The organism is Stomatobaculum longum, from assembly GCA_000242235.1.
Lineage (GTDB): Bacteria > Bacillota > Clostridia > Lachnospirales > Lachnospiraceae > Moryella > Moryella longum.
Genome location: JH590863.1, coordinates 72,887 through 87,650, shown reverse-complemented (window position 1 = coordinate 87,650; position 14,764 = coordinate 72,887). Strand labels below are relative to the sequence as shown.

12 protein-coding genes are annotated in these 14,764 nt (G+C 56.7%); 2 read left to right on the top strand and 10 right to left on the bottom strand.

From position 1 onward, the window contains the following. Positions 1-80 precede the first annotated feature (80 nt). Entirely contained in the window at positions 81-1,049 is a 969-nt protein-coding gene (locus tag HMPREF9623_RS06190; RefSeq protein WP_009533037.1) for an N-acetylmuramoyl-L-alanine amidase family protein, read from the top strand. Between the two features lie 8 nt (positions 1,050-1,057). Further along, positions 1,058-2,917 carry a GH25 family lysozyme gene (locus HMPREF9623_RS06185; RefSeq protein WP_009533036.1) on the top strand — a complete coding sequence of 620 codons (1,860 nt, stop codon included), beginning with the start codon at positions 1,058-1,060 and terminating at the stop codon, positions 2,915-2,917. A 97-nt stretch (positions 2,918-3,014) separates the two neighbouring features. On the opposite strand, the gene HMPREF9623_RS06180 is transcribed toward HMPREF9623_RS06185, so the two are convergent. The 10 genes from HMPREF9623_RS06180 to rpoC all read right to left on the bottom strand — a co-directional run bounded on the left by HMPREF9623_RS06180 (position 3,015) and on the right by rpoC (position 14,763). Beyond that, complete coding sequence (locus HMPREF9623_RS06180) at positions 3,015-3,278, bottom strand: hypothetical protein (protein ID WP_009533035.1); 264 nt, start codon at positions 3,276-3,278, stop codon at positions 3,015-3,017. Between the two features lie 62 nt (positions 3,279-3,340). Continuing rightward, positions 3,341-3,610 carry a hypothetical protein gene (locus HMPREF9623_RS06175; protein ID WP_009533034.1) on the bottom strand — a complete coding sequence of 90 codons (270 nt, stop codon included), beginning with the start codon at positions 3,608-3,610 and terminating at the stop codon, positions 3,341-3,343. A gap of 13 nt (positions 3,611-3,623) precedes the next feature. Further along, a complete protein-coding gene (locus HMPREF9623_RS06170) occupies positions 3,624-4,301 on the bottom strand; it encodes a hypothetical protein (RefSeq protein WP_009533033.1) in 678 nt (225 codons plus the stop codon). Positions 4,302-4,453: 152 nt separating this feature from the next. Further along, positions 4,454-4,648 (bottom strand): hypothetical protein, encoded by a 195-nt coding sequence (locus HMPREF9623_RS06165; RefSeq protein WP_009533032.1) that lies wholly within the window; start codon positions 4,646-4,648, stop codon positions 4,454-4,456. Positions 4,649-4,765: 117 nt separating this feature from the next. After that, complete coding sequence (locus tag HMPREF9623_RS06160; protein ID WP_009533031.1) at positions 4,766-6,238, bottom strand: alanine/glycine:cation symporter family protein; 1,473 nt, start codon at positions 6,236-6,238, stop codon at positions 4,766-4,768. A 192-nt stretch (positions 6,239-6,430) separates the two neighbouring features. Next, a complete protein-coding gene (tuf, locus tag HMPREF9623_RS06155; protein WP_009533030.1) occupies positions 6,431-7,630 on the bottom strand; it encodes an elongation factor Tu in 1,200 nt (399 codons plus the stop codon). Between the two features lie 99 nt (positions 7,631-7,729). Continuing rightward, the gene (gene fusA, locus HMPREF9623_RS06150) at positions 7,730-9,853 is read right to left on the bottom strand and encodes an elongation factor G (RefSeq protein WP_009533029.1); all 2,124 of its coding nucleotides are present in this window, start codon (positions 9,851-9,853) and stop codon (positions 7,730-7,732) included. Positions 9,854-9,868: 15 nt separating this feature from the next. Then, the gene (gene rpsG, locus HMPREF9623_RS06145; protein ID WP_009533028.1) at positions 9,869-10,339 is read right to left on the bottom strand and encodes a 30S ribosomal protein S7; all 471 of its coding nucleotides are present in this window, start codon (positions 10,337-10,339) and stop codon (positions 9,869-9,871) included. 173 nt (positions 10,340-10,512) lie between these two features. Continuing rightward, on the bottom strand, positions 10,513-10,932 hold the full coding sequence (rpsL, locus tag HMPREF9623_RS06140) for a 30S ribosomal protein S12 (protein WP_009533027.1): 420 nt from the start codon (positions 10,930-10,932) through the stop codon (positions 10,513-10,515). 138 nt (positions 10,933-11,070) lie between these two features. Continuing rightward, positions 11,071-14,763 (bottom strand): DNA-directed RNA polymerase subunit beta', encoded by a 3,693-nt coding sequence (rpoC, locus tag HMPREF9623_RS06135; protein WP_009533026.1) that lies wholly within the window; start codon positions 14,761-14,763, stop codon positions 11,071-11,073. Position 14,764: the final 1 nt, after the last annotated feature.

Here is a 14,764-nt window from a genome sequence, read left to right as displayed (position 1 = left end):
CGCGGAAGCTTTCTCGCACTTCAAATATCTGCTACAATGAAACAGATAAGTTCGAAGCACACAAAAAGGAGGACTTTTTCATGAAGAAAAAATATCTTGCGGCTGCGGCGCTCCTCGCAGCGCTTGCGCTCACGCCGACCATGAACAGCTTTGCGGCGAGCGGCTGGACTTCCGAGAACGGCAACTGGGTCTACTACGATAACGACGGCAACCGCCATAAAGGCTGGATTCAGACCAAGGACGGCTACTACTACATGGATACCGCGAGCGGCGTCATGCTGAAGGGCTTCAAGAAGATTGACGGCAAGTGGTACTACTTCAGCAGCGACGGCCTCATGCAGACCGGCTGGATCAAGGACGAGGGCAAGTGGTACTACTGCCTCGAGGACGGCGTCCTCGTGCAGGAGAACTGGCTCAAGGTCGGCGAAAACTACTTCTTCATGCGCGGCACCGGCGAGCTCGCCGTGGGCTGGCGCAACATGAGCGGCAGCTGGTACTACTTCAAGGCGGACGGTCGCTGTGCGTTCAAATGGATGAAGATCGGCAACGACTGGTTCTGGATGGGCACCGACGGCAAGATGAAGACCGGCTGGCAGCAGGTCGAGGGCATCTACTACTACTTCGGTCAGGACGGCAAGATGAAGACCGGCTGGCTCTCCGACGGCACCAACCGCTACTACATGGATCCCGAGAGCGGCAAGATGGTTCACAACTGGAAGCAGATCAACAATGCGTGGATGTTCTTTGACGCAAACGGCCACATGATGACGGGCTGGATTCATGTGAACGACCACTACTACTATCTCGGCACCGACGGAAAGATGGTCAGCAATACAACCCTCACCTTAAACGGCGTGAGCTATACCTTCGACGGCAACGGCGCTTACACCGGAAACGAGAGCGTTCCGGCAACCGAGGTGAGCCTTTACAAGGAGCCGAAGCAGGAGGCCGAGACCGCGAGCAGTGACACGAAGAGCGGCGCTTCGAACGGCAAGAAGGGCCTCCCGAGCGACAAGACCACAGGCCCCGGCGTCAAGAAGAATAACTGAGGCCCGCCATGCGAAGAAAGGGTAAGCAGCTCACCGCCGCAGTACTCAGTCTTATCTGTTTCTTTTCTCTCTGCCTGAGCTCTTACGGCGCCGGGAATGCAAAACTGAGCCGTCAGAGCGGCGGTACGTATCGTCTCTTTGACGGGAGCTCCACGATTGACGGCGTACTGCACCGCGGCGTGGATGTGAGCCACTGGCAGGGCGACATTGACTGGGATAAGGCGCGCGCGGACGATGTGGACTTTGTGATGCTCGGCACCCGCTACAAAGGGGACACCGACCCGAAGTTTCGCGAGAATGCCGAGCAGGCCGTAAAATCCGGTGTCAAAATCGGTGCCTACATCTACTCCTACGCGACCACGCCCGAAGAGGCCGAGCAGGAGGCAGACTTCATTCTGAAGCTCATCAGGGACTATCCAATTTCCTACCCGATTGCCTTCGACGCGGAAAATGAGAAAACGCTCGGCTCGCTTCCGAAAGCGCAGATTTCGGCGATTGTACACGCCTTCTGCAAGAAGATCAGCGACGCCGGTTACTATCCGATTCTCTACGCGAACGACTACTGGATTCAGAACAAACTCGACATGCCCTCGCTCTCGCAGTACCCGGTCTGGGTCGCCGCCTACGAGCGGACGCCGAAGTATGATCGCTATGTGATGTGGCAGGGCACGGACTCCGGCGCGGTCGCGGGCGTACAGGGCAATGTGGACATTGACCTCCAGTTTGTCGACTTCTCGGACAAGATTCCGCCGAACAGCTGGAAAAAGTTTGACGGCGTCTGGTACTACTACGAAAACTACCGCATGCAGAAGAATGCGCTGATTTTCGACGGCAAGGACTCCTACTATCTGCAGGACGACGGCACGATTTACACCGGCGGCTTTAAAGAGGTCGATGGTTCCAAGCGCTACTTTGAGCCGTCGAGCGGCAAAATGCGGCTCGGCTGGCGGCAGATTGACGGCAAGTGGTATCACTTCTCCGAGAGCGGCGCCCTCGAAATCGGCTGGATTTCCGACGGCGGCAAGTTCTACTACGCCGCCCCGGACGGCACCATGCAGACCGGCTGGCTGGATGACAACGGCAGCCTCTACTATCTGAACCAAGACGGTTCCATGCAGACCCGCTGGCTCATGCTGGAGGGCAACTGGTACTTCCTCGGCGACGACGGCGTCACGGAGAAAGGCTGGCAGACAATCGACAATCTCCGCTACTATTTCGGGCAGGACGGGAAGATGCTGACCGGATGGCAGAAGCTTGACGGCAAGTGGTACTACCTCGGACAGGGCGGCGACAGCAAGACCGGCTGGCAAAAGATTGACAACAGCTGGTACTACTTCGGGCCGGACGGCGTCATGCAAAACGGCTGGCAGCAGCTTGGCGGCAACTGGTACTACTTAAACGGCAGCGGTGCCATGAAGACCGGTTGGATTCAGGTGAACGGCAGCTGGTACTATCTGAATAAGGACGGCGTTCTGCAGACCGGCTGGCAAAGTATAAACGGCAGCTGGTACTATCTCGGAAGCGACGGCGCCATGCGGACCGGCGTCACCGATGTGGGCGGAACGCTCTACTCGCTCGGCAGTTCCGGCGCGATGCAGACCAATACCGAAATCGACTACGCGGCAAAGCACTGGACCATAGACGGCAGCGGCGCGATGCACGAGGCAGCCGTGCCCGATAGCGGCGCGCGGAATGAGCAGCTGACCGTCTCGGCCGGCGCAAAAGTCGGCCGGGCACCGGGTAGCACAAAGCAGGCCGAACTCAAAGCGCCGACCGCGGAGACCGAGAGCGCCATAGAGCAGGTTCCGGCGCTTACAGTCAGCGCCCCCGCGCAGAAAGCCAGCGTGGGGCACGCGCCCGGCGAATAAGAGCACGAAAAAACAGACAAAACAAAGAGAGGGAAGCGGCGATTGCCGCTTCCCTCTTCTTCTCTTTTCTATCCCGCAAATCGATTCCTTCTCTGTGTCAGAACAGCAAGGCCCGCTGTAACACTGTCACAGACACCACGAGCAACAGCACCAAAACGCCCAGCACTTTTTTCCACACGCGCTTTGTTCCCAGGAGCCATCCCAATCCGATTGCAAGCCCGCCGATGAGGACAAGCCATAACTCCGTTCTCTCGGAAAGTTTCGGAATCACCTTTAACATGGACAGGACATCGATTCCTATTACCAAGTTCAAAATACCGTCCGCCAGTTTTTCAATCCTTTGGGCTTTTTTTTCATCCATGATTCTGCCTCCCTGTCAATGCAGTCGATGTGACCTTTGCTTTCTTCAGGCAGCCGTTTTGATCACATTCCCCTGCCAAATCCGCGCGCAAAGGTAAGCGCAAGCATCAGAGCTGCTACAAAGCACGCAATCCCCGCCGCCTTCTCCCACTTTGCCTTAGCACCCCAGCACATTTGAATTCCTGTCACGAAGACCAGCAACAGCATGGTAAGGTTCCATGAGGCCTCGGAACGAGGAATTACCGCAAAGCTCTGCAATCCCATCAGAATCGCTATCAACGCCAAGACTCCCGATAGGATTCTTCTCCCAAGCAAAAGCTTCTTGTCACTCATTGGTTGCCTTCGTTTAATACCTCTGCACACCTGTGATTGTCTTCTGTGTGCTCCAAACATAACGCCGTCCACCGCGCGTGCGATAGAACTTCTCGACCTTAATGCTTAATTTAAATCCATGTGAAGAGTCATTCGGAATGGCATATTTCAGCATCTGCAAAATCTCTCCCACTTTCCTTGATAAATCACCCGCAGCCTTTGTCTCTGGTATCCACGATAAGAAAAAACCCACAACATTTGCTGCTTTTCCGGTCTCGCCAACTGCTTGTCTTACCTGTGCAAATGAAATATACTCTGTCGTATGCGTGATAGTCGACTGCAATTCGATTCCGTTTCCCTGTTCCTCGAGCTGCACTGTCTTTCCGGTGATGGAAGAGTAAACTGTGTTGCTTGTTGCATCATAGAGCATATACTGCTCTTCTCCGGTATTGAGATCACGGATTGTCACTTTTCTTCCTGTCGCGGTGTTTTCCGTACGAACCAGTTGAACACCGGACTCCGATTCTACCCGTATCGTTCCGGCATTCACTTGTTCCAGCCGAATATGCTCTGTCCCCAGATCCAACTGTTGCACACCGGCATAAGCAGGTACACTCGACAGCGCAAGCAGACTTGCACTGAGCCCACAGCACAGTGCTCTTTTTACACCGGATGTCAGCCGTCTCTCAACATTTTGTTTCTTTGTCTTCATCGATGTTACCTCCTTTTGAATTCATCTGACACCTCTATTATATAAATTAGTTTAATTTAATCAACCACTTATCCCTTACAGTTTTATGAATATAAGCTTACAAAAAGCGCCCCGCCCGGGATTCGCCGGGCGAGGCGCTTTCTTACAAAACCTTATTTCAGCAGATAATTTCCGGTGACCAGCGAATATACGCCGAGCACCACGACAATGATGCAGGCCAGAATGTTGAGCGGACGGATGCGGATGCTCCACCCTTTCTCATTGGCCACTTTGATTAACAAAATCTGTCCGACCGCCAGGACGGCGCAGACCGCTGTGACAATGACAGTCATCATCTGTGCATTCATACCGATTCCCCCTTGCTGTTCTCCGTTTTGTCTCATGGACACCGAAGAGCAGTATAGCACAGACGATCACACTTTCCCACAGGAAACCGCTGCTCTTTGCCCTTTCGGCCTGCCGCCTCAGGGTCTTCTTCTGCGCTTCATGCCGCGCTCATAGTCCTTCAGTGCGGTGATTGCATCCTTGCTGAGCGGGTACATCACAATCAGGTTAAAGATGGTCATGAGGCCTATGCCCACATCGCCGAGATCCCAGACCACCGAGTACTGCGCGAGGCCGCCCACAAAGAGCATGACGAGCGCAAAAATCTTATAGCCGAACTGCGAGCCCCAGTTTGCGCCGAAGAGGTAGGCAATGTTGCTGTGCGCGTAAAAGAGTATCCCGAGGAAGGTCGAAAAACTGAAGAGCCAGAGCACCAGCGCGATGAAGAAGACACCGAAGCGCCCGAAGTGGTACTGCATCGCAGTCTGGAGCAGATCCATGCCGCTGAGATTCGCAAGTTTATTCTGGGGCGCGAGCAGCATGAGGAAGGCCGTGCAGGAGCAGATGACCAGCGTGTCAATGAACACGCCCGCCGCCTGGAAGAGGCCCATCTTGACCGGGTGGTTGGCATCCGCCGCAGCCGCCGCACAGGGCGCCGAGCCGCTGCCCGCCTCGTTCGAGAAGAGGCCGCGCTTCACGCCGTTCATCAGGACAGCGCCAAAACCGCCCGCCACAATCTGCCGGAATCCAAATGCCTCCGAGAAAATGCGCCCGAAGACCGACGGCAGGAGGCCAATATTCCGCACAATCACAAAGACCGTCATTGCAAAGTAGATGCCCGCCATGAAGGGGACAATCAAATCCAGCACCTTGGCGGTCGCATGCTTCCGAAGCACAATCACGGCCGCAATCGCGACCAGCACAACGGTCGAGTAGAGCGGTGAAATTTGGAACGCATTTTCAAAGGCCGAGGAGACCGAGTTGCCGATGACCTGGCTGATGCCGCCCCAGCAGATTAACGCCGAAATCGCAAAGAGAATCGAGACAAGGTTTCGCTTGCCGCGGAACTCGGTCTGGGCTTCGATCTCCGCCTCGGAGCGCGCCCCCTCCCGGATGCGGCGTTTCAAGAAAAAGTCGTGGATATAGTACGCCGGGCCGCCCCAGTAACCGCCGTAGAGCGGGTCCTTCTTCTTGTAGAGCTGGGCGAGCGTCGCTTCGACAAAGGCCGTCGAAGCGCCGATGATTGCGGTGACCCACATCCAGAAGACCGCACCGGCACCGCCCGCCGAGATAGCCGCGACCACGCCGACCAGATTGCCCATGCCGACACGGGTCGCAGTCGAGACAATGAGCGCCTGCATGCCCGAGAGCCGTCCGCTCGTGGGATCGGCCGCGTCCCTGCCCTCCTGCTTTTCCAGCAATACGGAAATCATCTCCGGGAACAGGCGGAGCGGCAAAATGCGCGTCCGTATCGTGTAGAAAATGCCCGCCGGAATCAACAGCAACACCATGAGCGAGAGTCCGATCGAACTGCCGCCCGGCAGCGGAATCCGCAGCAAATCGCCCCACAAAAACTTTGTCATACCCTCTATGATCGCAACAATCGGGTTCATCCCCACATCCCCCTGTATCTCACTTACTTTTTCGCTTTAACGTGCTAAATTATACAAAGAACATTATACGCCCTTTTTCGTTTTATACAAGGGCTTTTACAAATACCAAAGAGGCCGGAAGCTCTCGCTCCCGGCCTCTTCACCGTAGGATCGTAATCGCCGCGTGGCGATGTTAATTTAAATCAGATCTGATTACTCGATGATCTTAACGACTCTGCCGGAGCCGACGGTTCTGCCGCCCTCGCGGATAGCGAAGCGGAGACCCTGCTCCATAGCGATCGGGTGAATCAGCTCAACCGTCATCTCGACATTGTCGCCCGGCATGCACATCTCGGTGCCTTCCGGAAGGACGCAAACGCCGGTCACGTCGGTGGTTCTGAAGTAGAACTGCGGACGATAGTTGTTGAAGAACGGCGTGTGACGGCCGCCCTCGTCCTTGGTCAGGACGTAAACCTGAGCCGTGAACTTGGTGTGGCAGGTAACCGTACCCGGCTTAGCCAGAACCTGACCGCGAAGGATGTCCTCTCTGTTGACACCGCGGAGAAGAAGGCCGACATTGTCGCCTGCCTCAGCGTAGTCAAGGAGCTTTCTGAACATCTCGATACCGGTGACGACAGTCTTTCTGCCCTCGTCCTTGATACCGATGAGCTCGACTTCGTCGTTGAGCTTCAGAGTACCTCTCTCCACACGGCCGGTAGCAACGGTACCGCGACCGGTAATCGTGAAGACATCCTCTACCGGCATCAGGAACGGCTTGTCGTTCTCGTGCTCCGGCTCCGGAATTGCCTCATCGACAGCGTTCATGAGGTCCATGATCTTGTCGCCCCACGGGCCGTTCGGATCCTCAAGAGCCTTCAGAGCGGAACCGCGGATGATCGGGACATCATCGCCCGGGAAGCCGTAGTCGTTCAGCAGCTCTCTGATCTCCATCTCGACGAGGTCAAGGAGTTCCTCATCGTCGACCATGTCGCACTTGTTCATGAAGACAACGATGTACGGAACGTTAACCTGACGAGCGAGCAGGATGTGCTCACGGGTCTGTGCCATAACACCGTCGGTTGCAGCAACGACGAGGATAGCGCCGTCCATCTGAGCTGCGCCGGTGATCATGTTCTTGACATAGTCAGCGTGTCCGGGGCAGTCGACGTGTGCGTAGTGACGAGCTTTGGTCTCGTACTCGACGTGGGCGGTGTTGATCGTGATACCACGCTCTCTCTCCTCCGGTGCCTTATCGATGTTCTCGAAGTCGACGATCTTGTTCGTGTCGGAGGGCAGTCTGGTTGCGAGAACCTTCGTGATTGCCGCAGTCAGAGTGGTTTTGCCATGGTCAACGTGGCCGATGGTGCCGATGTTGCAGTGGGGCTTGGTTCTGTCAAATTTAGCCTTAGCCATTGAAATTTCCTCCTTGGTGAAATCCGAAATATAATCTCAGATTATCAAAATATACTAGTCTGAATTATAGCTTATGCGGGGAATTTAATCAATACCCGCTCACTTCTTGTCCGAGAGAATCTTGTCCGCAATGTTCTTCGGAACCGGCTCGTACTTCTCGAAGAACATCGAGTAGTTACCGCGGCCCTGCGTACCGGAACGAAGATCGGTCGAATAACCGAACATCTCGGAAAGCGGAACGAACGCCTTAATCATCTTGCCGCCGGAGATGTCCTCAAAGCCCTCGACGCGACCGCGACGGGAGTTGATGTCGCCGACGACGAAGCCCATGTAATCCTCCGGGATCGTGACCTCGACCTTCATGATCGGCTCAAGCAGCACAGCGCCGCCCTTCTGCATGGCATCCTTGAATGCCAGAGAGCCTGCGATGTGGAAGGCCATCTCCGAGGAGTCGACCTCGTGGTAGGAACCGTCGTAAACGGTTGCCTTGACACCGAGCACCGGGTAGCCGCCGAGGATACCGCTCTTTGCAGCCTCCTGGATACCTTCATCGATCGGGGCAATGAACTCCTTCGGGATTGCACCGCCGGTCACGGCGTTGACAAACTCGTAGGTCTTCTCTGCGTTTGCGTCCATCGGCTCGAACTTGACTTTACAATGGCCGTACTGACCCTTACCGCCGGACTGCTTGACATACTTGGACTCGACATCCACCGGCTTGGTGAAGGTCTCCTTATATGCAACCTGCGGTGCGCCGACATTTGCCTCGACATTGTACTCGCGAAGCAGACGGTCGACAATGATCTCGAGGTGCAGCTCGCCCATGCCGGAGATGATGGTCTGACCGGTCTCCACATTGGTCGTCGCATGGAAGGTCGGATCCTCCTCCGCGAGCTTCTGCAGCGCGTCGATCATCTTGGTCTGGCCTGCCTTGGTCTTCGGCTCGATGGCGATGTCGATAACCGGCTTCGGAATCTCCAGGGACTCGAGGATGATCGGATGCTGCTCGTCGCAGATCGTATCACCGGTCGAAGTTGCCTTGAAGCCGACAGCAGCGGCGATATCGCCGGAGAACACCTTCTCAAGCTCCATTCTCTTGTCTGCGTGCATCTGCAGAATACGGCCCACGCGCTCCTTCTTCTCCTTCGAGGAGTTGAGGACGTAGGAACCGGTGTTCAGCGTGCCCGAGTAGACGCGGAAGAACGCGAGACGGCCGACGAACGGGTCGGAAATAATCTTGAATGCGAGTGCGGAGAACGGCTCCTCGTCGGAAGCCTTGCGCTCGTCTTCCTCGCCGTCCAGCGTCCAGCCCTTGATAGCCGGGATGTCCAGCGGGGAGGGCATGTACTCGATGACAGCGTCAAGGAGCTTCTGGATGCCCTTGTTGAAGTGTGCGGATCCGCAGCAGACCGGAACGGCGTTGTTCTCGCAGGTGCCCTTGCGGAGCACTCTCTTCAGCTCGTCGATCGACGGCTCCTCGCCCTCGAGATACTTCTCCATGAGCTCCTCGTCGAGGTCGCAGATCTGCTCCACCATCTTCTGGTGCCACTCATCCGCCTCGTCCTTCAGCTCTTCCGGAATGTCGGTGATCGAGATGTCGTCGCCCTTGTTGCCGTTGTAGATGTAAGCCTGCATCTCCACGAGGTCGATGATGCCCTTGAAATCGTTCTCCTTGCCGATCGGCAGCTGAATGCAGACCGGGTTCTTGCCGAGACGATGCTCAATCTGGTCGACCGTCATGAAGAAGTTCGCGCCCATGATATCCATCTTGTTGATGAATGCGATACGCGGAACATGGTAGGTATCCGCCTGTCTCCAGACGTTCTCCGACTGGGGCTCAACACCGCCCTTTGCGTCGAAGACACCGACAGCGCCATCCAGGACGCGGAGCGATCTCTCAACCTCGATTGTGAAATCGACGTGTCCGGGCGTATCGATGATGTTGATGCGGTGTTCCTTCGCACCCGGCTTGACCTGATTTCTCTCCTGCAGGGTCCAATGGCAGGTCGTTGCGGCAGACGTGATCGTAATGCCGCGCTCTCTCTCCTGCTCCATGTAGTCCATTGTGGAGGTACCTTCGTAGGTCTCACCGATCTTGTAGTTGACGCCTGTGTAGTAGAGGATGCGCTCGGTCAGTGTCGTTTTTCCGGCATCGATATGCGCCATGATTCCGATATTTCTGGTCCTCTCGAGAGGGTACTGACGTTCTTTACTTGCAGCCACTGACTCTCCTCCTAATTAAAATCTGTAGTGAGCAAAAGCCTTGTTTGCCTCTGCCATCTTGTGCATATCTTCTTTTCTCTTGACTGCGGAGCCGGTGTTGTTTGCAGCATCCATCAGCTCTGCCGCGAGACGCTCTTCCTGCGTCTTCTCACCGCGCGCGCGGGAAAAGCTCGTGAGCCAACGAAGCGCAAGCGCCTGTCTTCTCTCCGGCTTCACCTCGATCGGCACCTGGTAGGTCGCGCCGCCGATTCTCTTCGCCTTGACCTCGAGCACCGGCATGATGTTGTTCATGGCAGCCTCAAAGACCTCGACCGGCTCCTTGCCCGTCTTCTCGCGAATGCGTTCAAATGCACCGTACACAATCTTCTGTGCGATGCCCTTCTTGCCATCCAGCATGATCTGGTTGACCAGCTTGGTCACAACCGCGTTGTTGTAAACCGGATCTGCCGGAACAGTTCTCTTTCTTGTCTGTCCTTTGCGTGGCACGTTACTTCCCTCCTTAATTATGCGGACGGCACCATCCCCGTCCGTGAATTAGATCATCGGTACTCATCCCATTAGGTTGTTCGTGCGGATTCTGATTTATTTCCTGCAACCTGCAGCACATATCACAATCGTGCACTTATGAGTCTATGATCGCCTGGTTCTGCGGCGTAAGATTACTTCTTCGCCTTCGGACGCTTAGCGCCGTACTTGGAGCGGGCCTGCTGGCGGTTTGCGACACCTGCGGTATCCAGCGTTCCACGGATAATGTGGTAACGGGTACCGGGCAGGTCCTTGACTCTTCCGCCGCGGATCAGCACAACGCTGTGCTCCTGGAGATTGTGGCCCTCGCCCGGGATGTAGCTCGTCACCTCAACGCCGTTCGAGAGACGGACTCTCGCGATCTTTCTCAGCGCGGAGTTCGGCTTCTTCGGGGTCGCCGTCTTGACGGCGGTGCACACGCCTCTCTTCTGCGGGCAGTTGTCGGCAATCGGCTTCTTGTGAAGCGAGTTGAAGCTTCTGAGAAGCGCCGGAGCCTTGGGCTTGCGCTCGGAAGTTTCTCTGCCTTTTTTGACTAACTGGTTGAATGTAGGCATTCTTCTGTTTCCTCCTTGTGATAATGTTCTGCGGTTGCGTTCCTGCAGTTTTTTGCGTTTCCCGGACATAAAGATATGGCATGTCCATAGGGCACGCCATATCAATATACGCTGTATTTACTTGTTTGTCAAGCAGACTCAGGCATCCGCGCCGTCGTCCGCGAGCTCTTCGACCGCGCGCTCCACAGCGTCGCGCGTCTCCTCTTCGGGGAGCGTCTCATCGATCTCGTCGCGGATGTCGAGCACTGCCGGATCGTCGTCCGAAATCTCCTCGACCGCCTCGCTCTCCGGCACATCGGTGTCGAGCTTCACGTTGCGGTAGCGGCGCATGCCGGTACCCGCCGGAATCAGCTTACCGATGATGACATTCTCCTTGAGGCCGATCAGGTGATCGGTCTTGCCGCTGATGGCCGCCTCGGTCAGCACCTTCGTGGTCTCCTGGAACGATGCCGCGGAGAAGAAGGAGTCGGTTGCGAGCGAAGCCTTCGTGATACCGAGCATGATCTGCTTGCCCTCGGCCGGGGTCTTGCCCTCGGCAATGAGCTTCTCGTTCATCGCGTTGAACTCGAGCACATCCATGTTGATGCCCGGCAGAATACCGGCATCGCCCGCGTCCTCGACATGAATCTTCTTCAGCATCTGGCGGACAATGACCTCGATGTGCTTGTCGTTGATCTCAACACCCTGTAAGCGGTACACGCGTTGCACTTCGCGGAGCATGTAGTCCTGCACGGCGCGAACGCCCTTGATCTTCAGGACATCGTGCGGGTTTAAGGAACCGCTCGTCAACTCGTCGCCGGCCTCGAGTCTCTGGCCGTCCGAAACCACAATGTGGGAGCTGTACGGGATCAGGTAGGTCTTCGAGTTGCCGTCCTCCGGATTCGTGACGATAATCTCGCGCTTCTTCTTCGTATCGCGGAACTCGACCACGCCCGGAATCTCGGCGATGATTGCGAGACCCTTCGGCTTTCTCGCCTCGAAGAGCTCCTCGACACGCGGAAGACCCTGGGTGATATCGCCGCCTGCGACACCGCCGGTGTGGAAAGTTCTCATGGTCAGCTGCGTACCGGGCTCACCGATCGACTGTGCCGCGATGATACCGACCGCCTCACCGACCTGCACCGCCTGGCCGGTCGCCATGTTGGCGCCGTAGCACTTCGCGCAGATACCGTTCATGCACTTGCAGGTGAGAATCGTGCGAATCTTGACCGAAGTTCTGCCGGTCTTCTCGAGGACGCGCATCACTGCCTCGGCGCGCTTCGGCGTGACCATGCGGTTTGCCTTGACCACGATTTCGCCGGTGTCCGGATCCACAATGTCCTCGGCGATGTAGCGGCCGGTGATTCTGTCCTGCAGACCCTCGATGGTCTCCTTGCCGTCCATGAAGGCCTTGATCTCCATGTTCGGGATTTCCTTGCCCTCGGAGCAGTCCACTTCGCGGACAATGAGATCCTGCGAGACATCGACCAGACGTCTGGTCAGGTAACCCGAGTCTGCCGTGCGGAGAGCCGTATCCGAAAGTCCCTTGCGGGCGCCGTGTGCGGAGATGAAGTACTCCAGAACGTCGAGTCCCTCACGGAAGTTACTCGTGATCGGGAGTTCGATTGCGTGACCGGTCGTATCCGCCATCAGGCCTCGCATGCCGGCGAGCTGCTTAATCTGCTTATCGGAACCGCGGGCACCGGAGTCCGCCATCATGAAGATGTTGTTGTACTGGTCGAGACCTTCGAGCAGATCCTTGGTGAGCTGCTTATCTGTCTCCTGCCAGGTCTTGATGACCTCTTTGTAGCGGCCCTCATCGGTCGTGAGACCGCGGCGGAAGTTCTTGCTGATTTCCTCCACGCGCGCCTGTGCCTTCGCGATGAGTTCCTTCTTCGTCGCCGGAACCGTCATGTCGGAAATCGAAACCGTCATGCCGGCAATCGTCGAGTACTTGTAGCCGATCGCCTTGATGTCGTCCAGCACTTCCGCCGTGCGGGAGAGGCCGTGCACGTTGATGACCTTCTCGAGAATCTGCTTGCACTGCTTCTTCTTGACGAGGAAGTCAATCTCGGGCTTCAGCGCATTCTCCGGCTTCGAGCGATCCACAAAGCCGAGATCCTGCGGAATGATTTCGTTGAAGAGAATGCGTCCGGCCGAGCTGTCCTGTACTTCCGAGAGCACGGTGCCGTCCGGCATCTTCTTCGTAAAGCGGACCTTAATCTTGGTCTGGAGCGTAATCTCGTGGTTCGCGTAGGCGAGCAGCGCCTCGTTCGGGCTCTTGAAGAACATTCCCTCGCCCTTTGCGCCGTCGCGCTGCTGGGTCAGGTAGTAGATGCCGAGCACCATATCCTGCGACGGAACCGCGACCGGGCCGCCGTCCGAAGGCTTCAAGAGGTTGTTCGGCGAGAGCATGAGGAAGCGGCACTCGGACTGCGCCTCGACCGAGAGCGGCAGGTGGACTGCCATCTGGTCGCCGTCGAAGTCCGCGTTAAATGCGGTACAGACGAGCGGATGGAGCTTGATTGCCTTGCCCTCGACCAGAATCGGCTCGAAGGCCTGGATGCCGAGGCGGTGCAGCGTAGGTGCGCGGTTTAACATGACCGGGTGCTCTTTGATGACATCCTCGAGGACATCCCAGACCGCAGTCTCCATGCGCTCCACCATCTTCTTCGCGCTCTTCACATTGTGCGCCGCACCGTTCTCGACAAGTTCCTTCATGACGAAGGGCTTGAAGAGCTCGATTGCCATCTCCTTCGGGAGACCGCACTGGTAAATCTTTAATTCCGGGCCGACCACGATAACCGAACGGCCGGAGTAGTCGACACGCTTGCCGAGCAGGTTCTGACGGAAGCGTCCCTGCTTGCCCTTCAGCATATCGGAGAGGGACTTAAGGGCGCGGTTTCCGGGACCCGTGACCGGGCGGCCTCTTCTGCCGTTATCAATCAGAGCATCGACCGCCTCCTGCAACATGCGCTTCTCGTTGCGGACAATGATGTCCGGTGCGCCGAGCGTCAGGAGACGCGCGAGACGGTTATTGCGGTTGATGATGCGGCGGTAGAGGTCGTTTAAGTCACTCGTTGCGAAACGGCCGCCGTCGAGCTGCACCATCGGGCGGATGTCCGGCGGAATGACCGGAACCACCGTGAGTATCATCCACTCCGGGCGGTTGCCGGACTTCCGGAACGACTCCACGACCTCGAGGCGCTTGATGAGTTTGGCGCGCTTCTGGCCCGAAGCCGTCTCGAGTTCCGCCTGCATCTCCTCGGATTCCTTCTCGAGGTCAATATTCTTTAAGAGCTCGAGTACCGCCTCCGCGCCCATACCCGCGCGGAACGCATTGTCGCCGTACTGCTCCTCCGCCTCGCGGAACTCCTTCTCGGAGAGAATCTGCTTGTAGGACAGGGCGGTATCGCCGCCGTCGAGCACCACATAGGAGGCAAAGTAGAGAATCTTCTCGAGAATGCGCGGCGAGAGATCCAGAATGAGTCCCATGCGGCTCGGGATGCCCTTGAAGTACCAGATGTGCGACACGGGGGCCGCAAGCGAAATGTGACCCATGCGCTCTCTGCGGACCGAGGCTTTGGTCACCTCGACGCCGCAGCGGTCGCAAATCACACCTTTGTAACGAATTTTCTTATATTTTCCGCAATGGCACTCCCAGTCCTTGCTCGGTCCGAAAATGCGCTCGCAGAACAGTCCGTCTTTCTCGGGCTTCAGCGTTCTGTAGTTGATGGTCTCCGGCTTTTTGACCTCGCCGTGCGACCACTCCAGAATCTTCTCCGGGGACGCAAGCCCAATGCGAATGGCGTCAAACGTAATCGGCTCGTAACCTGTTGTTGTTTCGGGCATT

What these genes read in the sequence shown, in the direction of transcription:
- HMPREF9623_RS06190 (WP_009533037.1), top strand. Translation starts at nt 81, where the DNA reads ATGAAGAAAAAATATCTTGCGGCTGCGGCGCTCCTCGCAGCGCTTGCG.
- HMPREF9623_RS06185 (WP_009533036.1), top strand. Translation starts at nt 1,058, where the DNA reads ATGCGAAGAAAGGGTAAGCAGCTCACCGCCGCAGTACTCAGTCTTATC.
- HMPREF9623_RS06180 (WP_009533035.1), bottom strand. Translation starts at nt 3,278, where the DNA reads ATGGATGAAAAAAAAGCCCAAAGGATTGAAAAACTGGCGGACGGTATT.
- HMPREF9623_RS06175 (WP_009533034.1), bottom strand. Translation starts at nt 3,610, where the DNA reads ATGAGTGACAAGAAGCTTTTGCTTGGGAGAAGAATCCTATCGGGAGTC.
- HMPREF9623_RS06170 (WP_009533033.1), bottom strand. Translation starts at nt 4,301, where the DNA reads ATGAAGACAAAGAAACAAAATGTTGAGAGACGGCTGACATCCGGTGTA.
- HMPREF9623_RS06165 (WP_009533032.1), bottom strand. Translation starts at nt 4,648, where the DNA reads ATGAATGCACAGATGATGACTGTCATTGTCACAGCGGTCTGCGCCGTC.
- HMPREF9623_RS06160 (WP_009533031.1), bottom strand. Translation starts at nt 6,238, where the DNA reads ATGAACCCGATTGTTGCGATCATAGAGGGTATGACAAAGTTTTTGTGG.
- tuf (WP_009533030.1), bottom strand. Translation starts at nt 7,630, where the DNA reads ATGGCTAAGGCTAAATTTGACAGAACCAAGCCCCACTGCAACATCGGC.
- rpsL (WP_009533027.1), bottom strand. Translation starts at nt 10,932, where the DNA reads ATGCCTACATTCAACCAGTTAGTCAAAAAAGGCAGAGAAACTTCCGAG.
- rpoC (WP_009533026.1), bottom strand. Translation starts at nt 14,763, where the DNA reads ATGCCCGAAACAACAACAGGTTACGAGCCGATTACGTTTGACGCCATT.